This window comes from Streptomyces sp. NBC_01439 (genome assembly GCF_036227605.1).
Taxonomy (GTDB): Bacteria; Actinomycetota; Actinomycetes; order Streptomycetales; family Streptomycetaceae; genus Streptomyces.
Genome location: NZ_CP109487.1, coordinates 8,780,257 through 8,802,585, shown reverse-complemented (window position 1 = coordinate 8,802,585; position 22,329 = coordinate 8,780,257). Strand labels below are relative to the sequence as shown.

At 71.3% G+C, this 22,329-nt stretch carries 20 protein-coding genes; 10 read left to right on the top strand and 10 right to left on the bottom strand.

The features are described 5' to 3' along the window. The first annotated feature begins 16 nt into the window (after window positions 1–16). From OG207_RS40155 to OG207_RS40135, 5 genes are all read left to right on the top strand, one after another. Window positions 17–2,230, top strand: coding sequence for an endonuclease (locus tag OG207_RS40155; RefSeq protein WP_329106090.1), 2,214 nt, complete (start codon window positions 17–19; stop codon window positions 2,228–2,230). Between the two features lie 224 nt (window positions 2,231–2,454). After that, the gene (locus tag OG207_RS40150) at window positions 2,455–3,816 is read left to right on the top strand and encodes a DUF1775 domain-containing protein (RefSeq protein WP_329106088.1); all 1,362 of its coding nucleotides are present in this window, start codon (window positions 2,455–2,457) and stop codon (window positions 3,814–3,816) included. Between the two features lie 385 nt (window positions 3,817–4,201). Continuing rightward, window positions 4,202–6,121 carry a copper resistance CopC/CopD family protein gene (locus tag OG207_RS40145; protein ID WP_329106086.1) on the top strand — a complete coding sequence of 640 codons (1,920 nt, stop codon included), beginning with the start codon at window positions 4,202–4,204 and terminating at the stop codon, window positions 6,119–6,121. 244 nt (window positions 6,122–6,365) lie between these two features. After that, complete coding sequence (locus tag OG207_RS40140; RefSeq protein WP_329106084.1) at window positions 6,366–6,938, top strand: DUF4291 domain-containing protein; 573 nt, start codon at window positions 6,366–6,368, stop codon at window positions 6,936–6,938. Window positions 6,939–7,411: 473 nt separating this feature from the next. After that, on the top strand, window positions 7,412–8,056 hold the full coding sequence (locus OG207_RS40135) for a ribosome-inactivating family protein (protein ID WP_329106083.1): 645 nt from the start codon (window positions 7,412–7,414) through the stop codon (window positions 8,054–8,056). Between the two features lie 436 nt (window positions 8,057–8,492). Here OG207_RS40135 and OG207_RS40130 read toward each other — a convergent pair whose 3' ends face one another. The 3 genes from OG207_RS40130 to OG207_RS40120 form a co-directional block, all read right to left on the bottom strand. After that, the gene (locus tag OG207_RS40130) at window positions 8,493–8,681 is read right to left on the bottom strand and encodes a hypothetical protein (RefSeq protein ID WP_329106081.1); all 189 of its coding nucleotides are present in this window, start codon (window positions 8,679–8,681) and stop codon (window positions 8,493–8,495) included. 154 nt (window positions 8,682–8,835) lie between these two features. Continuing rightward, the gene (locus OG207_RS40125) at window positions 8,836–9,630 is read right to left on the bottom strand and encodes a rhomboid-like protein (protein WP_329106079.1); all 795 of its coding nucleotides are present in this window, start codon (window positions 9,628–9,630) and stop codon (window positions 8,836–8,838) included. Window positions 9,631–9,741: 111 nt separating this feature from the next. Beyond that, window positions 9,742–10,266 carry a MarR family winged helix-turn-helix transcriptional regulator gene (locus OG207_RS40120; RefSeq protein ID WP_329106077.1) on the bottom strand — a complete coding sequence of 175 codons (525 nt, stop codon included), beginning with the start codon at window positions 10,264–10,266 and terminating at the stop codon, window positions 9,742–9,744. Window positions 10,267–10,285: 19 nt separating this feature from the next. Here OG207_RS40120 and OG207_RS40115 point away from each other — a divergent pair, with 19 nt between their 5' ends. Then, complete coding sequence (locus OG207_RS40115; RefSeq protein ID WP_329106075.1) at window positions 10,286–11,236, top strand: EamA family transporter; 951 nt, start codon at window positions 10,286–10,288, stop codon at window positions 11,234–11,236. A gap of 110 nt (window positions 11,237–11,346) precedes the next feature. On the opposite strand, the gene OG207_RS40110 is transcribed toward OG207_RS40115, so the two are convergent. Then, entirely contained in the window at window positions 11,347–11,616 is a 270-nt protein-coding gene (locus tag OG207_RS40110) for a hypothetical protein (protein ID WP_329106073.1), read from the bottom strand. 41 nt (window positions 11,617–11,657) lie between these two features. Between OG207_RS40110 and OG207_RS40105 the strand changes: the two genes are divergently transcribed. The 3 genes from OG207_RS40105 (at window position 11,658) to OG207_RS40095 (ending at window position 14,968) form a co-directional block, all read left to right on the top strand. Then, window positions 11,658–12,161, top strand: a complete 504-nt coding sequence (locus OG207_RS40105; protein WP_329106071.1) for a F0F1 ATP synthase subunit B family protein — start codon at window positions 11,658–11,660, stop codon at window positions 12,159–12,161. Between the two features lie 190 nt (window positions 12,162–12,351). Further along, window positions 12,352–13,704, top strand: a complete 1,353-nt coding sequence (locus OG207_RS40100) for an IS4 family transposase (RefSeq protein WP_329096518.1) — start codon at window positions 12,352–12,354, stop codon at window positions 13,702–13,704. 70 nt (window positions 13,705–13,774) lie between these two features. Then, the gene (locus tag OG207_RS40095) at window positions 13,775–14,968 is read left to right on the top strand and encodes an FAD-dependent oxidoreductase (RefSeq protein WP_329106069.1); all 1,194 of its coding nucleotides are present in this window, start codon (window positions 13,775–13,777) and stop codon (window positions 14,966–14,968) included. A gap of 24 nt (window positions 14,969–14,992) precedes the next feature. Here OG207_RS40095 and OG207_RS40090 read toward each other — a convergent pair whose 3' ends face one another. The 3 genes from OG207_RS40090 to OG207_RS40080 form a co-directional block, all read right to left on the bottom strand. Then, the gene (locus OG207_RS40090; protein ID WP_329106067.1) at window positions 14,993–15,814 is read right to left on the bottom strand and encodes a polysaccharide deacetylase family protein; all 822 of its coding nucleotides are present in this window, start codon (window positions 15,812–15,814) and stop codon (window positions 14,993–14,995) included. Between the two features lie 280 nt (window positions 15,815–16,094). Continuing rightward, window positions 16,095–17,081 carry an MsnO8 family LLM class oxidoreductase gene (locus OG207_RS40085; RefSeq protein ID WP_329106065.1) on the bottom strand — a complete coding sequence of 329 codons (987 nt, stop codon included), beginning with the start codon at window positions 17,079–17,081 and terminating at the stop codon, window positions 16,095–16,097. Window positions 17,082–17,207: 126 nt separating this feature from the next. Further along, the gene (locus tag OG207_RS40080) at window positions 17,208–18,440 is read right to left on the bottom strand and encodes a serine hydrolase domain-containing protein (RefSeq protein ID WP_329106063.1); all 1,233 of its coding nucleotides are present in this window, start codon (window positions 18,438–18,440) and stop codon (window positions 17,208–17,210) included. Window positions 18,441–18,870: 430 nt separating this feature from the next. On the opposite strand from OG207_RS40080, the gene OG207_RS40075 reads away from it, so the two are divergent. Continuing rightward, entirely contained in the window at window positions 18,871–19,407 is a 537-nt protein-coding gene (locus tag OG207_RS40075) for a hypothetical protein (RefSeq protein WP_329106061.1), read from the top strand. A gap of 233 nt (window positions 19,408–19,640) precedes the next feature. Here the strand turns inward: OG207_RS40075 and OG207_RS40070 are convergent, their stop codons facing one another. The 3 genes from OG207_RS40070 to OG207_RS40060 all read right to left on the bottom strand — a co-directional run bounded on the left by OG207_RS40070 (window position 19,641) and on the right by OG207_RS40060 (window position 22,325). Then, window positions 19,641–20,846: a hypothetical protein gene (locus OG207_RS40070; protein ID WP_329106059.1), complete on the bottom strand. Its 1,206-nt coding sequence runs from the start codon at window positions 20,844–20,846 to the stop codon at window positions 19,641–19,643. A gap of 236 nt (window positions 20,847–21,082) precedes the next feature. Continuing rightward, the gene (locus tag OG207_RS40065; RefSeq protein WP_329106057.1) at window positions 21,083–21,577 is read right to left on the bottom strand and encodes a DUF3291 domain-containing protein; all 495 of its coding nucleotides are present in this window, start codon (window positions 21,575–21,577) and stop codon (window positions 21,083–21,085) included. A gap of 31 nt (window positions 21,578–21,608) precedes the next feature. Continuing rightward, window positions 21,609–22,325: a helix-turn-helix transcriptional regulator gene (locus OG207_RS40060; RefSeq protein WP_329106055.1), complete on the bottom strand. Its 717-nt coding sequence runs from the start codon at window positions 22,323–22,325 to the stop codon at window positions 21,609–21,611. Between the last annotated feature and the right edge of the window lie 4 nt (window positions 22,326–22,329).

Sequence of the window (22,329 nt, the reverse complement as noted above, 5' to 3'; positions counted from 1 at the left end):
GAGGAGGCGAGCCGACATGACAGTGGAGCAGGTGTCACGGGTCGACAAGGGTTTCCTGGAGCAGATGGAGGATGCCGGTCGGCGCTATGCAAGCCGTACCGGAGAGCGTGACGGCCATCGGGAGGCGCTCGAGCAACACGGCATCCTCTATGCAGACACCCGGGAACGGGTCAGCAGCAGGCTGACCCGTCTAGGCGTCGACTGGGCGATGGCCACGGCGATCGAGCGGACACCGGCGACTGCCACGACCGGTACCAGCCTGGATCTGGACCGCGAGCTGGTCAGCACCGACCTGTTGACGCTTGAACGGTTCATGGGCCGCAACGATCTCATCGGGATCGACTACCTAGAAGGCGGTTTCCTCGCCGCCCGCTCGGTCGGCCGAATAACCGTCCGGAGTCCCGGGTCGACCCACCACGGAACCGGTTTCCTGGTGTCCCCCTCATTGCTGATGACGAACAACCACGTGCTCGGCTCCGCCGAGGAAGCGGCCGCCGCAGTGATCGAGTTCAACTTCCAGGCCGGCTTGGACGGGCAGCAGCTCGCTCCGGTCGTGTTCCCGCTCGATCCGCAGAGCCTCTTCATCACCCACCGTGACCTCGATTTCACCGTGGTCGCGGTCTCCGACCGCTCCCGAGACGGTCAGCCGCTGGCGGCCTTCGGGAGGCTGCCGCTCAAGGAAGCCCAGGGCAAGGCCGTCATCGGGGAACTCGTCAACATCATTCAGCACCCCAACGGCGAGCCCAAGCAACTTGCCCTCCGTGACAACCAGATCGTGGACGTGCTGGACGACTTCATGCACTACTCGGCCGACACGGCGCGCGGCTCCTCAGGTGCTCCCGTGTTCAACGACCAGTGGGAGGTCGTGGCACTGCACCACGCAGGTGCTCCCCGCAAGGACCGCGACGGCAACGTGCTGGCCGTCGACGGAACCCGCTGGCATCCGAGCATGGGAGAGCACCGGGTGGACTGGAAGGCCAATGAGGGCGTGCGGGTCAGCCGCATCCTCGGCGCGATCCAGCAGTTCCCGTTGTCCGGCGGCGCCGCAACGCTCCGCGCGGAGCTGTTCGCGGCCGGCTCGTCCCTGCACCCGGTGGAAGTCTCGCCGCCGACGGTCCTGACGAACCGGGTGAACGGTGACGCGCCGCAGAACGGGGCGATGGACGGGAGCGGTGAGCAGCACGCCACCACGGGATCGGTCCGCTGGAGCGTCCCGCTGCACATCAGCGTCAGCCTCGACGCCGACGCCCCGCAGCCCCGGCCCGCATCACCTGCTGCCGGACCTGCTGCGGGACCTGCGCCGCAGACGACCACCCCCTCGTACGTGGGGTTGCCGGCAGGGATCGGAAGTATCGACGGTCAGTCGCCCGCCGCGCGGGACCTGGCAGCCGCCATGGTCAACCTCGCGGCCTTCCGGGCCCGCCCCTACTTCGACGAGGCCGCGGACCTGATGGCACGCGACGCCTACTACGCGGGCCTTCACGTCGGCAACCCCACGAGCTTGCGCCTCGCGCTCACCGAGCATCTGGAGTCCACGCACGAGCGCCGGCCGTCGTACAAGCCGATGCGTCTGCTCTACCCGTGGGTGGACCTGCACCCCGACGAAATGCTCCGCAGCATCTACTCGGACAAGGGCTTCACCCCACAGGAGCTCATGGAAGCCGACGCGGCAGTGGAGGCCGCCCGGATCGGACGCTGGCAGGAGTTCATGCTCCACGAGAGCGCACCCGGCCCGGAGGCCATCGAAGCCGAACTCGCCCTCCTGGAGGCGTCGCTGCCCTTCAACTGCGAACACGTCGTACCCCAGTCCTGGTTCACCCACAAGGAACCGATGCGTGGGGACCTGCACCATCTCTTCGCCTGCGAGGCGACGTGCAACAGCTTCCGCGGAAACATCCCCTACTTCGACTTCCCGGACTTCAACGAGGTCGTTCAGCACGACTGCGGGCGCCGGGAACCGGGGAAGTTCGAGCCCTCGAAGGGCAAGGGACCGGTCGCCAGGGCGACGCTCTACTTCTTGCTCCGCTACCCCGGCAAGATCGGCGACGAGGCGCGCGAACTCCAGCGGACCGGCCTCGAGACGCTGCTGGGCTGGCACAAGGACCATCCGGTGGGCCTCTACGAGCAGCACCGCAACGCGGCGATAGCCGAGATACAAGGAAATCGCAATCCGCTGATAGACCACCCGGACTGGGCCGAGGAGATCGACTTCGCAGGTGCCTGGCCCTGAGCTGACGGTCCTCGCTGATGCCGATCCCGGCTGATACGTCCCTCGTACCCGCCTACCCGCCCCCGCCGCAGCGCGGTCGATCCGGAAAGATGCTCCACAATTGACAGTTGGAGCCTGCCGACGGCAGAGCCGGTGGATGATGACCGGACATGGCCGAAGCCCGTGCAAGGACGCGCCCGTGTCCGCCGCCCGAGTGGCAGAGCGGACGGTGGCTGCGGGCTGCCGTGTTCACGACGCTGAGCTCGGCGTTGGCCGTCGTGGGCCATCACCTGGCCGCGGGGGACCCCGTTCCCTGGCAGCGGTTGGCGGGCGGCGCGGCGGTCGCCTTCGCGCTGTCATTGCCCCTCACCCGGACATCCCGGCCCTGGTGGCACGTGGTCTCGATGACCGGTGTCGCCCAACTCGCCTTGCACCGTGCCTTGTTCGTGCAGCATCCGGTGTTTCACGGACACGCCGAAGCCCACGGCACCGGGCCGCAGATCGTGCGTGCCTCCGCACACCACGGCACGTGGGCGATGGCGGCGGCCCACGGTGTGGCCACCTGTGCGATGGCTCTGCTCATGTACCGGGCGGATCAGGTGCTCAGCCGCCTGCCCGAGACGGTGGACCTGTTGGTTCAGCGGGCCGCCGCCGCTGCCGCCGCCGGCTTCGGTGCCCTGTACCGGCCGTGGCAGATCCCGCTGCCGAGAACCGCGCCCGTACCGCGCAGCGGTCTTGTCGTAGGACGGGCGGTCGCGACGACGCTCTGTCACACGGTGGTGCGTCGGGGGCCCCCTGTCGCGTACGTAGGAGACGTTCCCCCGAGTCCCCTCGTACCGAGAGGTTCCTCCCTCATGACCAGAGCACAGCGCCTTCCTCGTCTGCCCGGCCTGGGGCTGACGGCCTTCGGCGCCCTGGTGGTCCTCGGCATCGCCGCCGGGCCGGCCGCCGCACACGCCGGGGTCACCGCATCCGACCCCCGCGCCCTCGCCGAGAACGTCACGCTCTCCTTCACTTCCGAAGCGGAGTCGGACTCCGCGGGCATCGCGGAGCTGCGGGTCGTGCTCCCGAAGGGCATCACCCCGGACGCCGTAACCCTGAAGGACGCCCCCGAGGGGTGGAAGCTGACGGCCACCCCGGACGGGTACAGCATCGGTGGCACGGCCCTGGCCACCGGTACCGATGCCGAGTACAGCATCACGGTGCGCCAGCTCCCCGACGAGAAGGCCCTGGCCTTCAAGACGCTGGAGACCTACGGAGACGGCAAGGTCTCCCGCTGGATCGAGGTGCCCGCGAACGGGGAAAAGGTCGACAACCCGGCACCCGTACTCGAACTGAAGGCGGCGGCCCCCGGGGCCAAGCCGATCGCCCCGAGTCCGTCACCCTCGCCGACACCGCCGCCGAGCGCCGTCCCGTCCGAACAGCCGTCGGCGGCAGCTCCGTCCGCTCCCTCAGGTGCCTCGAGCACGGCGACGACGACGGCCACGACGAACCTGAAGGGGGCGGGCAGCGGCACCGGCGTCGTCCTCGGCTCGGTCGCGGCCACTCTGGTGCTCGCCGCCGCGGGCGCCTTCTGGTGGCTGCGCCGGAGCCGCAACCAGGTCTGACCGGAGCGGAGGGGCAGGGGTGGGTACGGCTCGCGCCGAGACACCCGCCCCTGCCGCTCAGGACCGCCCGGTGCCATCCAGTACGGTGTCGGGCCGTTCCGGGTCACCGCCGAACGCACCGGAGCCAGATCCCGAACAGCCGGAGCAATGTACAGGGAGAACGCCCGATCCGGGTCTCCGGTTCCCGGCTTTAGCCGAAGTTGCGCACCCGGCCCAGCACCCCGTCCGCCAGCACTATCGTCCCCATCTCGTGGTCAGTCCCAGTCCCGCCGGAGTCCGCCGTGCCACCTCCGTGAGCCGCACCGTCCGACCGCCCCTCCGCACGATCGAGTCCCGGGTGGCGATGGCCCCCCGCTCACGACCGCCATACCGGAGACCGCCCGTCATGCACACAGCATCACCAGGATCACCTCTTGCCAGGAAGCCGCTGACCGTCCTGGTACTGGTCGCCTCCGTACTCGTCCTGCTGTTCGGCGGGGCCGGACCCGCCCTCGCGCACACCGCCCTCAGCGGTTCCGATCCCGCCGACGGAAGCGTCCTCGAGACACCGCCCCGCCAGGTCACGCTCACGTTCACCGAGTCGGTCAGCTTCCCCGACCACGCCCTGAGGGTCCTGTCACCGGCCAACGAGCGCGTGAACCCCCGCCCGGCGCAGCACGCCGACGGCAAGGAGAACACGGCCCGGGTCGAACTGTCCGACGCACTGCCCCAGGGCACCTACACGGTGGCCTGGCGGATGATCTCCGCCGACGGCCATCCGATCTCCGGCGCGTTCACCTTCTCCATCGGCAAGCCCTCCGGGACCGCCGTCACGGTGGCCACCGGCTCACCGGACGACACGGCGGTCGGCCGCCTCTACGGCTTCTTCCGCTACGTCGCCTACAGCGGCCTCGCCCTCCTCGTGGGGGCGGCCGCGTTCATCCTCGTGTGCTGGCCGGCAGCAGCCGTGCTCCGTCCGGTGCGGCGGCTGCTCGTCGTCGGGTGGGCGGCCCTGGCCGTGGCCACCGTGGCCCTGCTCCTGCTGCGCGGCGCGTACGAGACGGCGGGCCCGCTGACATCGGCGTTCGACCTGAGTCAACTGGGCCGGACCGCCACCAAGAAGCCCGGAGTGGCGCTGACCGCCCGGCTCGTGCTGCTGCTCGCGGCCGCTGCCGTACTGTGGTGGCACCCTGCCGTGCGCCCCGCCCGCGAAGACGACGGGGCGCAGCTGCCGGACTTCGGCGTCCGGCTCCGCCTGGCCGGGGCGGTGTTCGCCCTGGGGTTGGCCTTCACCTGGGCCACTGCGGAACACGCCTCTGCCGGGCCGCAGGTGCCCTTGGCCGTTCCGGTCGCCGCGCTCCATCTGGTGTCGATGGGCGTGTGGTTGGGTGGTTTGATCACGCTGGTGATCGCCCTGCGCGACCGGGGGCCCGGCGGCCGCGCCGTCCCCGCGGCCGCGGTCGGTCTCTTCTCGACGCTGGCCTTCCGCGCGGTCGCCGTTCTGGTCGGCACCGGGGTGTACCAGTCCTGGCGGCAGGTCGGTTCGTGGGAGGCGCTGGTCACCACTACGTACGGCAAGACCCTCGTCGTGAAGGTCGCCGCCGTGGTCCTCGTGCTGTACGTGGCGTCGTACTCCCGCCGGTGGACCGCCCGCCTCCTGCACGAGCCGGCACCCGCCGAGGAGGTGCAGGAGGCGCCCGTGACCGAAGCGGTGCGAGTGGCGCAGCTGGTCGGCGCGTCCGGTCCCCCGGAGGCGCCCGGCGGGAGCAGCGGTCCCGACGCCCCCGCCGAAGCAGAGGCGGGCGGCGGTACGGGGCCTTCGCCCGTCGAGGAGCGCGAACGGTACCGGCGCAGCCTGCGCCGCACCGTCGCTGCCGAAGCCGTGCTCGGTGTGGTGGTCCTGGCGATCACCACCTTGCTGACCGGAACCCAGCCCAGCCGCGCCGCGGCGGCCGAGTCCGCATCGGTCGCCGTCGGGCAGGAACCGCAGGCGAAGGTGGTCACCATCCCGTTCGACATGGGGACGGCCAACCACCGCGGCCAGGTCCAGATCACCCTGGCTCCCGGACGCGTCGGCGAGAACACGGTCGAAGCCGTGGTGTTCAGCGGGGACGGCGGTTTCGCCACCGTCCCCGAACTCCGCCTCACGCTCACCCAGCGCGACCTGGGAATCGGCCCGCTCGACGCCAAGCTCAAGAACCAGAAGGGGTATTGGGCCACCTACGACCTGCGGCTGCCCATGCCCGGCGAGTGGACCCTCGACGTCACGGTGCGCACCACCGAGATCGACCAGGTCACCGTGCACGGGACCGTGCGCATCACGTAGCCACCCCGCAGGCGGTGACGGCGTGCGCCCTACGAAGGGCGCTCTCGGCGAAGTCCAAGGAGTACATGGAGTCCCTGCGGGCGACTCTGGGCGGAACGGTCGAGGAGAGGGGTATCTCCGGCACCACTCCGCCCCCGAGCGGCCCGTAGCCGGCCGGAGGGCCGCTCGGGGGCGTCGCGCGGGCCCGCCCCGGCGGTGGGAAACCGTTGGCGACGGCAGCGCGGCAGATGACAAGGTGCGGTGCATGACGCCGCAGTATCAGATCCGTGCGGACTACGACGCCCGTACCATCGTGGTCTACCAGGCGTACTCGTCCGCGATCGCCGACGCCGCGCTACGGGCGGGACGCTTCATCACGCCGTTCTCGTTCCAGCGGATGACGTGGATCAAGCCCTCTTTCCTGTGGCTGATGCACCGCAGCAACTGGGCGCGCAAAGCGGGGCAGGAGCGCGTGCTCGCCGTGCGGATGACACGCGAGGGCTGGGAACGGGCCCTGTCCCAGGCCGTGCGGACGACCGCCGACCCGAAGGAGGTGGCGGGGGCCGCCGTGCACCTTCAGTGGGACCCCGAGCGCTCCGTGCGCGGAGCGGCTCTGAACCACTACAGCATTCAGGTCGGTATCGGTCGCCACCTGATCCGCACGTTCGCCGAAGACTGGGTCGTCAGCATCACGGACCTCACCCCACAGGTCCACAAGGCCGCAGCGCTCGTCCGGAACGGACGCGCTCCGCAGGCCCGGCGCTTTCTGCCCGCGGAGCGCGTATACCCGCTGAGCCGGAGCACGGCAGAACTCCTTTCCCCCGATCACGCGAGGTGAACGGCGTTCCGTTCAGGAGATCTCTGGGCTCTCGCCCGTGCAGGAATGCAGCTGCACCGGTCCGGACGACGGCGGGGCCTGCCGGCTCGCACAACTCAGAGAATGGGCTCCACAAGTGACGAAGTACCAGCTGCCTGAATGGCATTTTCTGCAGAAGTCGGTTGATCCGTGCGGTGGTTGAGCGCCCAGGTCGGGGACGTCGACTTACCGGAAGTGGCTGGTCGGAGGGCTTGCGGCAGGGGCTCGCGGCGGGGCCCCCGCCGTCAACCAGGCTTCCAGCAGGCCTCGTTGGGGCGTGCATCCGGTGGTCCGGACTTTCGGGATCACGGACTGATTTCTTAGCATCACAGGCCAATAACTCTCTTGCCTGTCTCCCGGGCGACTACAAAGGACCGCATCGGACCGAACCCGGCACCGACGGGGTGATGAACCCGTCGTCGGAATATGGCGAAGGCGGTGATGTGCATGCGTGAATGCAGCAGGATCCAAGCGATTGCGGTCAGATCGGCCATGGGAAGCCCGAGTTCTGGAACTCTCCCCCGATAAGGCCGGCCATGCTGATACCGATGCTTTTTTCTCCCGCGGTCGCTTCTGCCGACGAGTACCGATCCCTGACGTCGACCATCCGGTCGAAGGCGCAAGATGCGCAGGGATTCTTCGGCGGAGCCACGCGCAAGGAGGGCGAAATGCCCTACCTCCCCCTCCACGTCCAGCTGCGTGGTCTGTTCATCGAGCTCTTCATCGAGCTCCGCCCACGCAATACGAGCCTCCGGATCGCCGGCTTCCGGAACATCTTCGAGAACGGTCAGGCCCCGCCGGAAGCGTACGTCCGCCACGTGCGGGACTCGGCCGCCCCGCCGGGCCTGCGCCGAACGGAAGCCCTGCCGTTCGGCGGGGGCCGCGCCGAGCTGGAGAGGGCCGCCGCCGTCCGGCGTTCGGGGATCACGCTCGGGCGCCGGCCCCTGAGCGACGCGGTCATCCGGCTGCACCAGAACCGCGATCCGCGGAGCACTGCTCACGGCATGCTCGTGCTCTCGGAAATGCTCTGCGAGGCCGCCCGGTACCCGGCCCTGGCCGATGCGATGTCACGCATCTGGATGACCGGGGGACGACTGTAGTCCGCAGCTGTCGTCCGGCCTTCACGCACCATCCGTGCACCAGCGCGTTTCCGGTGTGCAGGTGCGGGATCTGCGGGCGGAGCGCGACGTACGGTCCGTCAGCAAACGGCGCCGCCAACAGCTCGGCCCTCCTCGGCACGGGGCCCCGGCGAGTTGCCGGGTCTCTACGGGTGAGGGCCGGCGCCTGCCCGAGTGGGCGGACCGGGTCGGGGCCGACCGTACCTCCGCCCGCTCGGGCGACTGCAAGGCCGCAGTGAAGGGCGTCGGCCTCGCAGTCGTCGACAGCGGCATCGCCGGTGACCACTGCGACCTCGAGGTGCGCGGCGGCGTCGACTGGCTCACCGGCACGCCGGCACCCCCGGCAGCCAACGGCAAGGGTCTGCGGCCCCTGACAGGGCCTGCCCCGCACCGGCAGTGGGGGTGCAGGCGATCCGCCTCAGGTGCGGGGGCCGAGTCCGAAGCCCAGTGCCCGCCGGGCCGTCAAGGGCTCCACCTCGAGCGGGGCGGCCGGGGTCGGGTCCTCGACGGCCCGCTCAGCAGCCGTGCGGCCGCGTACGACGCGCGGCTCCTGGTCCTCGCGGAGGGGAACCGGTCCGTGCCCGAGGGGGCGGCGCCTTGTGCTCATCACCGAAGTCTCGCAGCCCGCATGACGGACCATCCGGGGAGGGGCCTCGTTCGCGCTGGATGACGGGGTCATCGGCAGGGACAGCGGGGAGGAACACTCGGCGCCGCAGCAGCGCACGCTCCGGCTGACGGACGGCCCTCCCCGTCGCAGGAGCTCAGACCGATGGGGGCGGCTCCGTTCCAGCCGCCGGTGACGGCGCCGGTTCCGGGGCGGAGCCGCGCTGCAACCCGAAGTCGCTCGCAGCGCGGGGCGACCCGGTAGCCCGGACCCGTTGCCGCCTGAGGGCCGGGACGCCCAACAGCCCGAAGCCGATGACCGCCGCCACGAGATGGCCGATGGTGGTGAAGTCCGGCAGCGGCCCGGTCCAATCGGCACCGCCGAGGGGCCATGCGAGGACGAAGGCGGCCCAGGGGAGGCGGCCCCAGCGCGGCAGGGCGAGCGTGCCGATCGCCAGCACGGTCTGGGCTCCGTAACTGACCCCGTAGTCCAAGGCCTGCCGGACGACCGTCGGATACCAACCGTGCTGCAGCGCAACGGAGATGACGACTGCGGTGAGCAGGGTGGCCACGACGTGCCCGCCCAGGAACACGGCAACGGCGCGCGCCTTCCCCCACCGGTGCTCCACCCAGGCCAGGAAGCAGCAGACACCGAGGCCCAAGGTGATCAAGGTGCCCACGAAGTCGGTCGAGGTGACGTCCGTGAGCGTACCGTCGAAGAACAGCGCGCTGCCGAGCAGTGCGGGCAACGGATGGTCCCGCAGGTTGTCCAGGTTGGTGCTGAGGTAGCCCAATACGGTGGCCGCCCGATCGGCGGACAGGCCGTACCCGATCCAGGCGTGACCGACCAGGAGCAGGCAGACGTAGGCGAGGGTCAGCGGCGCGCGGCGCGGGTACCCCCGCACGACGCGGAGCAGTCCGCCCAGAGGACCCGACGGTGACTGAGAGTTCATACCGCGGCATTCTCCAGGGCGAGTTGGAGGCGGGGAGCGGCGGGTGCCACCAGCCATGGCGACCGGGGCGTCGCACCACCGACCCGTGCCGCCGGGCTAACCCTCCGCACCTCAGTCCTCCAGGCGGGACAGCCAGGTGGCGAGCAGCGTTTCGAGTACCGCTGCTTCCTCGGGCGTCACGAGGTCCAGCAGGCGGCGTTCGTTGCGCATGTGGTCGGTGAACGCCCGGTCCACGAGGTCGCGTCCGGCCGGGGTGAGGGCGACGATCCGGCCGCGCTGATCGTCGTCGGAGCGCCGCCGGGTGACGAGCCCGGACCGTTCCAGACGGTCGATCCGCTTCGTCATCGCACCGGTGGTGACCATGGTGTGTCCGGCGAGCTCACCCGGCGCCCGCTCGAAGGGCTCACCCGCCCGGCGCAGGGCGCACAGGACGTCGAACTCCCCCTCACCGAGGCCGTAACGGTCGTAGACGAGGCCGAGTTCTGCGCCGAGCCGGTCGGCGAGGCGGTGCAATCTGCCGATCACCCCCTGGGGGCCGACATCGAGGTCAGGCCTTTCACGGCGCCACTCTGCCTGGATCCGGGCCACCCGGTCCGGGGGTGGGCCGTGGTCCGCGGACGACACGTTTGCTTCCATGGAAGCTATATTACCTTCCATGGAAGGTAATCTGCGCTGGGTGGCGCTGACGGCAGTGGCGCCGGTGGCCTGGGGGGCCACCTACTTCGTCACCCATGCATTCCGACCGGCGGACCACCCGCTGTACGGGGCCGCCCTACGCGCGCTGCCGGCCGGCCTGGTCCTGCTGGCGCTGTGCCGCCAACGGCCGCGCGGCGCATGGTGGGGGCGGTCCGCCGTGCTCGGGCTGCTCAACGTGAGCGTGTTCTTCTTCCTCGTCTTCACCGCCTCCCAGCTACTGCCGACGAGCGTGGCCTCGACCGTCATGGCGGTCTCCCCCTTGATCATGATGCTCGCCGCCTGGCCCCTGGTCGCCGAGCGGCCCAGCGGCGCCCACCTGGCGGGCGCCGTGATCGGGCTGGGCGGGGTGTGCCTCATGCTGCTCGGGAGCGCGGGCGGGATCAGCGTGCCGGGCGTCCTGGCCTCGGCTGCCGCGGTGTTGGTGTCGTCCGTCGGCCACGTCCTGACCAAGCGGTGGAACACCCGCCCCGCCGACGCCGGAGTGCTCGCCTCGACCGCGTGGCAACTCACCGCCGGGGGCCTGCTCCTGTTGCCGGTGGCCGTAGCCGTGGAGGGCGCCCCGCCACCGGTGTCCCCGTCGACCCTCCTCGCGTTCTGCTACGTCGGCCCGGTCGCCACCGCGCTGGCCTTCGTCGCCTGGTTCGCCGGGCTTCGCCGCCTGCCCGCCGGAACGGTCGGTCTGATCGGGCTGCTCAACCCGGTCACCGGTGTACTGCTCGGGACGGTGGCCGCCGGGGAGGTGCTGACGGGCCGACAGCTGTGTGGGCTGGCACTCGTACTGGGTGGAGTCGCGCTGGGCCGACCCCCGGGCAAGGGCGGACGGACGAGCCGCCGCGACCGGGCGGCTTCCGGCCGGACGCTCCGCAGGATCCGCGTGACCCGGGCCGCCCGCAAGCGGTCACCCTGCTGACCGTACGCCGGCCGCCCGAGCCCGCCGCTCCGCGCCGGCCCCGTCCTTCGCGGCGTCGAGGTTCAGGCGCCAGGAGGGTGCCGATTCCGTATCCGCGTACGCGGACGCGTTCACCGGGTGGCCTTGACCATCGTTTCGATCGCGGGATCGTAGATTTTCGCGTTGCCGTGATCTTTGAACGGTTCGGCGCGCCCGGCGGTGAATTCCGTAGCAAGCCGCTCCTTCTCCTCCTCGTCTGCGGAGCCCGGGGCAGAAAGCTCACGGTCGAGGCGTGCGACAAGGCGAGTGGCGAGGCGAGTTCGTCGAGCTCGGCGCGGTGACGACCGACATCCCTTCATATCGACTGCCTGACGGGCGTTTTCCGGCCATCGTGGCACCATATTTCAAACCGGAATCAATAGTGCGCCGCTACGATTCGATCATGGGACCCCTGAAACCGAATCTCATTGAACTCATAGTCGGCCTCATCACCTTCTCCCTCGTCTTCATCGCTCTGGCCAAAGTCCTCCTTCCGAGGATCAACCAGACCCTGGCCGAGCGTGAAGAGATCACCACGGGCACGCTCGAGCGGGCCGAAACGGTCCAGCGGGAGGCACAGCTCGTTCGCGCCGAGTACCAGGCGGAGCTGAGCGCCGCCCGTCACGAGGCCTCGCAGATCCGCCAGGCCGCACACGAGGAGGGCCTCGCCCTCCTCGCCGCCGTTCGTTCGGAGGGGCAAAGGGCGCGCGAGGAGATGGTCGCCGCCGCCACCGTGCAGTTGGAGGCCGACCGAGTGATCGCCGGGGCGGAGCTCCACGAGCACGTCCTCGGGCTGGCCACCGAGCTGGCCGGGCGGATCGTCGGCGAACCGCTCACCGACGTCGACCGTGCCCGTGCCGTCGCCGACGCGTTCTTCGCCGAGGTGGAGGCCGGTACCAAGGGCTGAGTTCGATCGGGGCGGGCGGGCGCGGGAGTCGAGGTCCGGTACGGGCGCACGCACCGTCCGCCCACCGATCTAGAGTCAACGCCGTTCAGTTAGGGGCGGGGGCTGTTCGTCAAGACCGATGAACGAGGCAGCGGAGCTGCTGTAGAAGAGGTTTGTCCTCCAAGACATCCTCACCACAGGAGCTCCGCTGTTGGAACAGGCTGCCATAACAAGGACGGTCAAGGTAGCGGCCGGGGTGTTCGCGCCTGGCCATATCGGCGAGCTGACCCGGATCGTGCCGTTCGAGATGGTCGATGAAGTGTTGGCGGCGAGCGGGGCCGTTCAGCGGCGGGTCCGGCTGGTACCGGCGCGAGTCACGGTGTACCTACTGCTGGCCGGGGCGTTGTTCGCCGAGCTGGGCTATCGGCAGGTCTTCGACCGATTGTGCGCGGGTCTGGCGGGCCTGGCGCCCACCAGACCGAGCGGCAGCGCGTTACGACAGGCCCGTCAGCGTGTGGGCGCGGCGCCGTTGAAGGCGCTGTTCGACCTGGTGCGTGGCCCGGTGGCCACGACGGCGGCCGCCATGCGGTGGCGCGGGCTGCTGGTGGTGGCGGTCGACGGCACGCTGCTGCCGGTGCCGGACGCCCCGGCGAACCTCGCTGTGTTCTCCAAACAGCGGTGCAATAACGGGGCCGGGGGCTATCCGCAGATCCGGCTGGTGGCGCTGGTGGCCTGCGGGACCCGGGCGGTGATCGGGGCGGCGTTCGGCCCTGCCGGCACCGGCGAGCTGGAGTACGCGGGCCGACTGGCGGGCGATCTGCGTGCCGGCATGCTGCTGCTGGGCGACCGGAACTTCGCTGCCACCGCACTGCTGAACCGCTTCGCCGCCACCGGCGCCGACCTGCTGGTGCGCTGCAAGTCCGGCCGGAGACTGCCACCGGTGGCCCACTGCGGCGACGGCTCATTCCTGGCCCGGCTGGGCGCACTGACCGTGCGGGTCATCGACGCCGAGATCAGCATCGCCACTTCCCGAGAGGTCCGCACCGGCCACTACCGGCTGCTGACCACCCTCACCGACCCGTCAACGCACCCGGCCGCCGAGCTCATCCGGCTCTACCACGAACGCTGGGAAATCGAGACTGCCTACGCGGAGCTGAAATCCACGATCCTGGGCGGACGGGTCCTGCGTGCCCGCACCCCGGCCGGGATCGACCAGGAGGTCTGGGCTCTCCTGGTCGCCTACCAGGCTCTGCGGACCGCGATGACGGATGCTACCGACAGCATCCCGGGCACCGACCCGGACCGGGCCGGCTTCACCGTCGCACTGTCCGCCGCCCGTGACCAGCTCGTCCTGGCCGCGGGCATCATCGCCGACACCGTCATCGACCTGGTCGGAGCCATCGGCCGCCACGTGCTGGCCCAGCTCCTGCCCCCACGGCGGGTCCGCACCAAAGACCGCATCGTCAAACGAGCGATCTCCAAATACAACGCCCGCGGACCCGCCATCGACCGGGCCACCTACAAGGCCACCATCAGCATCAACATGCTCACCACGGACCCTTGACGCCACCCAGCCCTGCCCTAACTGAACGGCGTTGGATCTAGAGTGGGGGGACCGAGCGGAGAGGGTGGCCATGACGAACCGTCACGCAGTGGTGGTCGGAGCCGGAATCGGCGGCCTCACAGCCGCCGTCGCACTGCACCGCCGGGGCTGGCACGTCACCGTCTGCGAGCGCGCCCCCGAACCCCCCGTCACGGGCGCCGGCATCGGCCTCGCCCCCAACGCCCTGCACGCGCTCGACTCCATCGGCGTCGACGTCCCCCGTGCGATCGGCGGTGACGTACCCGCGACGATGGGCGTGCGCCGCCCCGACGGCCGGTGGCTCACCCGGGCCGGCACCGCGGACATGGCGGCCCGCTACGGCACGGCACCCCTCGCCGTCCCGCGCCGGGCCCTCACCGCCACCCTCGCCGCCGCCCTGCCGCCATCGGCCCTTCGTTACGGCACCGAGGTGACCGGCGTCGACGATGCCGAGGGCCGTCCGACCGTCCGTACGGCGGCGGGCCCGGGCCTTTACGCCGATCTGGTCGTCGCCGCCGACGGCATCCACAGTCCGCTGCGGCGCGCGCACTTCCCCGCGCACCCCGGACTGCACTACATCGGCGAGACGGCCTGGCGGACCATCGTGGACGCCCTGGACCTGCGGATACCGGCCATGAGCGAGACGTGGGGGCGGGGGGCGCGGTTCGGGGTGACCCCGCTCGTGGACGGCCGCTACTACCTCTACGCCACCGCGGTCGTCCCCCCGGGCACCCGCTTCGCCGACCCGCGCACCGAGCTGCGGCAGCGCTTCGGCTCGTGGCACGAGCCCATTCCGGCCCTGCTGGACCGCGTCGGGCGCCTCGACGCTGCCGATGTCCTGCGGAACGACCTCTACGATCTGGCCGCCCCGCTCCCGCACCTGCACCACGGCCGGATCGCCTGGCTGGGCGACGCGGCCCACGCCATGGCCCCCAACCTCGGCCAGGGCGGCTGCCAGGCCATCGAGGACGCGGTGGTGCTCGCCCATCTGTTGCCCGCGGCAGAGCGCGGCGCCGGCGGGGACGGCGGGGACGGCGCCGTTGCGGCCGCCCTCGCCGCGTACACCGCCGCTCGCCGCGCCCGCACCGACGCCGTGCGCCTTCGTGCCCGCCGCGTCGGGCGTCTGGGCGTACTGCGCAACCCGGTGGTGGTGGCCGTCCGTGATCTCGCGCTCCGCGTCACCCCGGCCCGGCTGACCCTGCGCGGCATGGACGACCTCTTCAACGGGTTCCGCCTCCCCGCGTAGCGCAGGGGCGGGCCGGTAGGGCGCTCAAGGGGCGGTGCGGGCCGGGAAGGAGAAGCCGTAGCCCTGCTCGGTGAGCCAGGGCAGGTACTTCTTCAGCGCGGCGACGGTCTCGCTGCGGTCGCCGCCGCCGTCGTGGAAGAGGACCGTCGGCTGCTGGGGGAGCTTGCCCTCCACGGTGGCGAGGATGGCCTTCAGGCCCGGCCTGCTCCAGTCCTGGGGGTCGACGCTCCAGCCCAGCGGCCGCATCCCGCTCGCGGCGGCGATCGCGCGGCTGTCGGGGGTGAAGGCTCCGCCCGGCGCGCGGTAGTAGCTGACGGCGACGCCCGGAACGGCCTTCTCGATCATCGCCTTGCCGTCGAGGATCTGCTGCCGCTGGTAGGCGACGGGCTTGTGGTCCATCGTGACGTCGTGGTCGACGGAGTGGTCGCACAGCTGGTGGCCGTCGGCGGCGACCGCACGCACCAGCTCCGGGTACTTCTGCGCCTTGGTACCGATCATGCAGAAGGTGGCCTTGACGTGGTTCTTCCGCAGCGTCTCCAGGACCTGGGGCGTCCAGCGGGGGTCCGGGCCGTCGTCGATGGTGATCGCGACCTGGCGGCCCGTGCCCTGCGCCAGCCGGGATATCCCCACGGGGACCCCGGAGGCTCCCTGGGCGGCGTGCTGGGCGGCGCCTGCGGATCCGGCCGGTGCGGAGTGGCCGACGGGGGGTGCGTCCGGGGTGCGGACCGCCGACCCGTCGGTGGCGGCGTACGCCGGGGTACCGGCAGCCGCCAGGAGGCCGAGGAGGGCGGCCGCAGCGACGTACCCCGCCCGTCGACGACGTGCGGAACTGGTGGTGATGCGCATGGACGTGCTCTTCCTTTGCCCTCAGCCCCCGGATCTCGCTGGTCGGTCCAGGCTAGGTCATCCGTTCGGAGCCCCTCCTCGACCAAATGGCCCGTTTTGTGTGCTTCAGCGCACACGGATCCCCCGGCGAGGGACCGACGACCTCGCAGCGCCAACGGCCGTGGCGGCTCCCGTGGTGCCGCGCCGCGTGTGAGCAGTGTCACGACCCGCCGACGCTGCGGCGGCGCGCGGACCGCCGCCCGCTCCCGCAGCGCGGCGGCCCGCAGCGGCGGCCCCCGGCCTACGGCGCCGTCGCGGCTCCCCAGTACTTCCTGACGAGCGCGTACGAGGCGATGCGGTCAGCGAGGTCGTAAACGGGCGTGGCCAGCATCAGCTCGTCCGCCCCGGTCTCGGCGACCAGGCGTGCGAGCCGCTGCACGACGGTCTCGGGCGTGCCGACGGCCTGCTGGGCGCGGAAGCCCGCCAGCGCCTGCCGCTCGGGCTCCGTGAAGGCGTGGGCGGCCGCCTGCACGGGGGTGGGGAAGGGCGTCTGGCTCTCCCCCTTCAGCAGCCCGGCCTTGACGACGTTCATCGGCCCCGCACGCCGGACCGCTTCCTCCTCCGTCTCCGCGCACACCGTCTCCACGCACAGCAGCACCCGGGGCCGCTCGCACCAGCGGGACGGGGAGAACGCCGACCGGTAGTGCTCGAGAACCGCAAGGGTGTTGTCCGGCCTGATGTGGTGCGCGACCGCGACCGGCAGGCCGAGTTCCGCGGCGAGCGCGGCCCCCGCGGTACTGGAGACCAGTAGCCACGGCTCCGGCAGCGGACCCAGTGCCACCTCGTCCACCAGGAACGAAAGGATCGCGGCCACGTCGGTCCGGTACTCGGCGTCCGTCGCCGGGTCGGCACCGCGGCGCAGTGCCCGCGCGGTGGCGTCGTCGAACGTGCCGGGACCGCGGCCGATGCCCAGGTCGATGCGGTCCTCGTGCAGGGCGGCCAGCGTGCCGAACTGCTCCGCCAGCGTGATGGGGGCGTGGTTGGGGGCCAGTACCCCGCCCGAACCGAGACGGATGGCCGAGGTCGACGCGGCCGCGTGCGCCGTCAGGACGACCGGCGGGAACGCGCCGATCGCGGGAGAGTGGTGGTGCTCCGCGTACCAGATGCGGTGGTAGCCGAGGTCCTCCAGTCCTTGGGCGAAGGCCGTGGTGTCCCGCAGGGTGTCCGCGGCTCGGGTGCCGGTTTGCACCATCGCGACTTCCAGCGCTGAAAGGGGTATGTCGAGCATGACGTCAGCATAGGGAGCACGGGTGGCGACACGGGCAAGCGTGATCGTTTTCGCGCCACGCCGCCGCGCCGCCACAACCGGAGTCGCTACAACCGGAGTCGCCGCAACCGGACCCGTTACTGCGGTTCAGTGCCCCTTGAGCAGGGCGCAGACGAAGTTCTCCTGCACGGTGCGCAGTCGGGCCAGCAGCGCGGGCTTGTTCCCCTTGCTGGTCTGGGTGTTGATCGAGAAGGTCAGCGATCGGGTGCCGTCGGGCGTGGTGGCGGCGAGTTGGGTGTACCCGGGGAAGTTCCCGGTGTGGCCGTAGAGCACTCCGCAGCGGGTGGTGTACTGGAAGATCGCCAGCCCGGCGGCGTTGGTGCCGGGGCCGGCCGGTTCCGAGGAGTCGCCGGGCCGGAAGGTCAGCTGCTCCTTGCGGGTCTGCGGCGACAGCAGGGCGGGACCGCCGTAGGCGCGGATGAAGGTGCCCAGTTCCCTGGGGGTGGAGACGATCCCGCCGGAGGCCCAGACACCGGAGGCGCCCACGGCCTCGCTGATGTCCTCCGGTTCGGCCGGCGGCTGGACGTCGTAGCCGTGCAGGTAGGGACGCGGGAGCCGGTAGCCCAGGGGCAGGCTGGTGCGGCGCAGCCCCAGCGGTCGGTACACGAGCTCCCTGAGGAGGTCTTCGTAGCTGCGGTGGGTGACGGCCTCGGCCATCAGCGCGACGGCGATGTTGTCCGAGTTGGAGTACTCGTACAGGGAGCCGGGGACGAAGCGCAGCGGCTCGTCGGCCACGAAGTCGAGGAGGGTGCGCGGGTCGAACACGTGGCGCGGGTCGGCGGTGAGGATCTCCAGGAATCCGGGGTCGGCCGAGTAGTCCGGCAGGCCGCTCGTGTGCTGGAGGAGCTGGCGCAGTGTCACCGCGTGCCAGGCCGCGGGCTGGTCGGGGAGGCGCTCGCCGATGGTGTCGTCGAGGGAGAGCAGGCCCTGGTCGACGAGCCGGAGGGCAACGGCCCCGCTGAACGCCTTGGCGATGCTGGCGATGCGCATGTGGTCGTCGGGGTGCGGTGGGCGGCCGGTCTGGATGTCGCCGACCCCCGCCGTGTACACCTCCGTACGGTCGCCCCGGGTGAGCATGGCGATCGCCCCGGGTGGGCCGTCCTCCTGGGCGACCAGCCGGTCGAGCTGCCGCTGGAGGCCCTTGTCGTGGCGTTGGCGGCCGTCGCCCGGTTGCGGGTCGCCGGCCGCCTGTGCGGGCTGCAGCAGCCCTCCGACCGCGGTGGCGGTCAGGACGGCGGCGGACAGCCCGGTGCGGAGACGGCTCCGGCGGGCGCGGGCACGGTCGCGGTCGCGGTCGCGGTCGCGGACACGGGTCGGCATGTGCGTGGCTCCTCATCTGCGCGGGGACGGCCGGGACGGGCGGCGCCCGGCCCGGCCCAGCAGTAGCAGCACGAGCGGCCCGCCGCGCCCGAGGCGCGCGCCACGACCCCCCGGTTGGCCGTGCAAGTCGCCGTCGGACTCAGCCGACGTACCGGACCCGGGTCTCCGCACCGAACGCCCCCGGGTTCTGTTTCCGGTTGGGACCACGAAGCGGGCCGGCAGTCGGTGGTCCACGGTGGCGATGGCGCGTGGTGGAGCGTGGCCCGGCAGGTCCTGCCCCAGACCGGTGAAACGGACCGGTGAAACGGACCGGTGGAGCCTGTTCGGTGCGAGGTGCACGAGGCAACCGCTTCCCGCCCCCGCAGGGGTGGTCCCTGCGTGAACCGCCCCCGTCGGACGGACGACTTCCGGGCAAGGTCATAATCTCGCCATGAACATGCTTGTCGTGCGGGCGTGCTTGGCAGCCCTGCTCGTGGGAACCGGTCTGAGCGGGTGTTCCTTCCTCCACCCCGAGACGTGTGAGGGAACAGCGGCGGCCGTGACCGAGCTCGACCAGCTGCCCACGCTGGAGCTGCGTCCGAAGGGGGCGGTGGCCGTGGACGGCGCCCCATGGTCCGGGGCCCACTGCGTCGACGACACCGCGGGCGCCTGGCTCACCGCGGAGCGGTTCTACGCGTACCACGGGACCAGGGACGAAGTGTTGAAGTACTACGGCCGGGAGGCGTCGGCGGCGGGATGGCGTCCGGTGAACGACCTGGACATGGGGTCCGACCGCGGGTTCGTCGTCTTCTGCTTCGAATCCGCCGATCGGCCGAGCATGACCCTCGCCTTCACCTCACCCGAGACGCTCCGCGAGTCCTACGGGGCGGAACCGCATCCGGCGGAGCTGCTCGGAGTGGACGCCAGGACCTGGTACACGTGGTCCACCGAGGCGGACTCCAACGGTTCGCGCATGGACTGCTACTGAGCTGCCGCAGGTGGATGGGCATGGACGCCCGTGGCGTGACCTGCCCGAGCGGTACGGGCCGTGGCAGACCGTCTGGTCGCACGCCGCCGCGGACTACCACGGAGTCGTCGAAATCCGGGATCAAGAGTGACAGGGCGGCTCCTGGTGCTCCTGGCACCCCTGGCGCGCGGATGGCGGAACACCGCAGTCGATACCCCCCGGGGCGCGCCGCGCACGCCCCGGACAGCCGTGTGTCAGCTCGGGCGCTCGTAGTTGGTCAGGACGCAGCCCTCGACCTGGGACTTCTCCAGCCGGTAGCCGGCCGGCGCGGTGAAGCCGGTCTCGCAGTTCAGGTACAGGAACTGGAGCTGGTACAGCCCTCGGCGGACGTTCGCGTTGTTGGTCTCCACGGCGATGTTCGTGCCGACCAGCAGCTTGCTCGCAGTGGCCTTGAGGCGCCCGTCGTCCTTCAGGTCGGCCAGTTGCGCCGCCTTGGCCTTGGTCTGGAGGGTCTTCATGTCGGAGACGGTGTCCAGCCAGTTCAGGTTGTGCGCGCGCTGCTCCCCGCCGAGCTGGCCGCAGACCGCTCGCTGCTTGACGCCCCAAGCGCTCGCGGGGCCGTCGACGACCGGCATGTAGTCGATCGACCGTACCTGCTCGTCGGTGACCTCCATGCTCGTGCAGTCGACCGTGTGCGGGCTGACGAGCTTCTTCAGCTCGTCGATGCTGCCGGCGCTCGGCAGGCCCGGGCTGCCGGTGGACGGCTGGCCCGGCTTCGCGGCTCCCTCGGTGGAGGGGTCGCGGACCGCCCCGCGGTGGGGGCTGCCCTGGCCGTCGGGGCTGTTGACGTAGTCGGTGAGGAAGCAGCCCTCTACCAGGGCCTGCTCCTTCTTGAACCCCTCCGGGACGAACACGTGGGGGTTGCAGCTCAGGATGCGCAGGTCGGAGTTGGGCGGGTCGACCAGGGACACGGCGGTGGCGGTCTTGAGCGCGGTCAGGGCGAAGGTCTTGCCCACGACCGTGCGGCTGGCGAGGTCGGTGTCGCCCCGGCCCTCGGCGAGCAGCTTCGCGGCGTGGTCCTTGGCGGCCTGCTGGAAGGCCTTCATGTCCGGGGTCAGGAAGAGGACGATCTCGCCCCGCGCCTTCTTGTCCGTGCAGACGCCGCGCTCCGTGATGCCCCAGTCCCCGGCGCCGATGAACCCGCTCAGCGGCACCCGACTGTCGTTCGGGTCGGTGCTGAGGTTCTCGCAGGACGTGTACTGCTGTACGTGGGCCTGCGCCCCGGCCAGCGTGGCGGGCGCGGCGCCGGCGGGCGTGGGGGAGGCGGGGGCGGCGCCTCGAGCGCTCGCGGAGGGGCTCGCGGCGGGCGGGCCAGGCTTGGGGGAGTCCTCGCAGGCGGTGGCGAGGGTGGTGAGCGCGGCGAGGGCCGCGGTCGCGGCGGATATCCGCTGGAGGCGCATGGGGGTCTTCCGTCGGCTGGTCACGGCACGGGGGGGGGTGGCATGCCCATGCTAAGGCCATCTGTCTCAAAATTGATCTTGGGGCAGGTCGAGGCGAGTTGACGGAGGCGGCGCGGGAGTGGATGGAGCCCTTGTTACCGATCAACCGTGCTCACCAGCACGTCGCCGGCGCACGTGAAAGGGGGCTGCGGACCCCCGGACGGCATCGGCCTCGCGGTCCGGCCGACGTGCTCGGGCTACGCCGGTGGCACGGCCCGGAGGTGCTGGGCGGCCTGGGCGGCGGTGTAGGCGGAGGCGAACGTGAACGCGCTCGGGGAAGGCCCGTGCACCCGCAGGTCGGCCAGCCGCTCCAGGGCCTCGGCGACGGTCGGCCGGTGCCCGGCGGGGACCCACCAGAGCACCAGGTGCGCCTGGACGTGCCGCTCGAACCATTCGCGGCGCCGGCGCATCACTTCCAGGTGCCCGCTGCGGTAGGAGAAGTCCCACAGGGCCTCCTGGGTCTGCCACACCGACAGGTTGACGACGACGTCCTCCCCCGCCGGGCGCAGGCCCGTGGCGTCGGCCGCACCCTCCTCGACGAGGCGCCACACGAAGCCGGGCGCGCCGTCGGCGGCGGCGTTGACCGGGTCGAGCATCTCGACGAACGGCGCCATGCGCGGGTCGTCGAAGGGGTGGAGGAGCGTCGCGACGTTGAGTTGGGCGAGGTGGCTGGCATGCGCGGGTGCGGTCATGCCCTCATCCCAGCACGACCCCCTTTCTATGTCAATGATCATTGTTTTTAGAACTCTCGATCACCACGCAGCATTCCCCGGGCCGGGCGTCCATGCGGGGGCGCACGGGACCATCCGTACCGAACAGTCCTTCCAGCAACGCGAGGTTCATGCCGCAGACGAGCGGCGGGAAGTGTTCGGCGACGGCGTGGAAGGGGCAGTTGCGCATGCGGACGACGCGCGCGGCCGCCCCGGTCATCGCCCCCGCGCCTGCGTCGTCCCGGGCACCCTCCGCGCCCTCGCCGCCTTCCAGGTACGGTTCGTAGCCGCGGTCGGCCAGCATCGCCACGACCTCTTCCAGTCCGGCACAGGGCGCCGCCGAACCCCGCAGGGCCTCGCCCCTGCGGCCCGCGGCCGCGCGCAGCACCGCGTCCAGCCCCGCCTGCTCGGCGGCCTCGGCGAGCAACTCGGCGGCGGTGAGGTAGTCGCGGGCGGGCAAGGACACCGACCGCTCGGCCCGCGCCCGCGTGTACACCTTGGCCGGCCGGCCGGCCCCCGGACCCGAGCGGCCCGTCAGGCGGCGGCTGCCGCTCTCCAACAGTCCAGCCTCGGTCAGCCTGTCCAGGTGGTGCGCAGCGAGCGTGCGCGCCACCCCGGCCGCCTCGGCGGCCTCGTTGCGACCGACCTCCCGACCCTGTGCCGCCACGTACTCGTACAGGCGGCGCCGCACCGGATCCTGCAACATCGCGATCGCATCGATATCGTTCACGCGA

Coding starts and splice junctions, on each gene's coding strand:
- OG207_RS40155 (WP_329106090.1), top strand. CDS start 17: ATGACAGTGGAGCAGGTGTCACGGGTCGACAAGGGTTTCCTGGAGCAG.
- OG207_RS40145 (WP_329106086.1), top strand. CDS start 4,202: ATGCACACAGCATCACCAGGATCACCTCTTGCCAGGAAGCCGCTGACC.
- OG207_RS40140 (WP_329106084.1), top strand. CDS start 6,366: ATGACGCCGCAGTATCAGATCCGTGCGGACTACGACGCCCGTACCATC.
- OG207_RS40135 (WP_329106083.1), top strand. CDS start 7,412: ATGCAGCAGGATCCAAGCGATTGCGGTCAGATCGGCCATGGGAAGCCC.
- OG207_RS40130 (WP_329106081.1), bottom strand. CDS start 8,681: ATGAGCACAAGGCGCCGCCCCCTCGGGCACGGACCGGTTCCCCTCCGC.
- OG207_RS40125 (WP_329106079.1), bottom strand. CDS start 9,630: ATGAACTCTCAGTCACCGTCGGGTCCTCTGGGCGGACTGCTCCGCGTC.
- OG207_RS40120 (WP_329106077.1), bottom strand. CDS start 10,266: ATGGAAGCAAACGTGTCGTCCGCGGACCACGGCCCACCCCCGGACCGG.
- OG207_RS40115 (WP_329106075.1), top strand. CDS start 10,286: ATGGAAGGTAATCTGCGCTGGGTGGCGCTGACGGCAGTGGCGCCGGTG.
- OG207_RS40110 (WP_329106073.1), bottom strand. CDS start 11,616: ATGGTGCCACGATGGCCGGAAAACGCCCGTCAGGCAGTCGATATGAAG.
- OG207_RS40105 (WP_329106071.1), top strand. CDS start 11,658: ATGGGACCCCTGAAACCGAATCTCATTGAACTCATAGTCGGCCTCATC.
- OG207_RS40095 (WP_329106069.1), top strand. CDS start 13,775: ATGACGAACCGTCACGCAGTGGTGGTCGGAGCCGGAATCGGCGGCCTC.
- OG207_RS40090 (WP_329106067.1), bottom strand. CDS start 15,814: ATGCGCATCACCACCAGTTCCGCACGTCGTCGACGGGCGGGGTACGTC.
- OG207_RS40085 (WP_329106065.1), bottom strand. CDS start 17,081: ATGCTCGACATACCCCTTTCAGCGCTGGAAGTCGCGATGGTGCAAACC.
- OG207_RS40080 (WP_329106063.1), bottom strand. CDS start 18,440: ATGCCGACCCGTGTCCGCGACCGCGACCGCGACCGCGACCGTGCCCGC.
- OG207_RS40075 (WP_329106061.1), top strand. CDS start 18,871: ATGAACATGCTTGTCGTGCGGGCGTGCTTGGCAGCCCTGCTCGTGGGA.
- OG207_RS40070 (WP_329106059.1), bottom strand. CDS start 20,846: ATGCGCCTCCAGCGGATATCCGCCGCGACCGCGGCCCTCGCCGCGCTC.
- OG207_RS40065 (WP_329106057.1), bottom strand. CDS start 21,577: ATGACCGCACCCGCGCATGCCAGCCACCTCGCCCAACTCAACGTCGCG.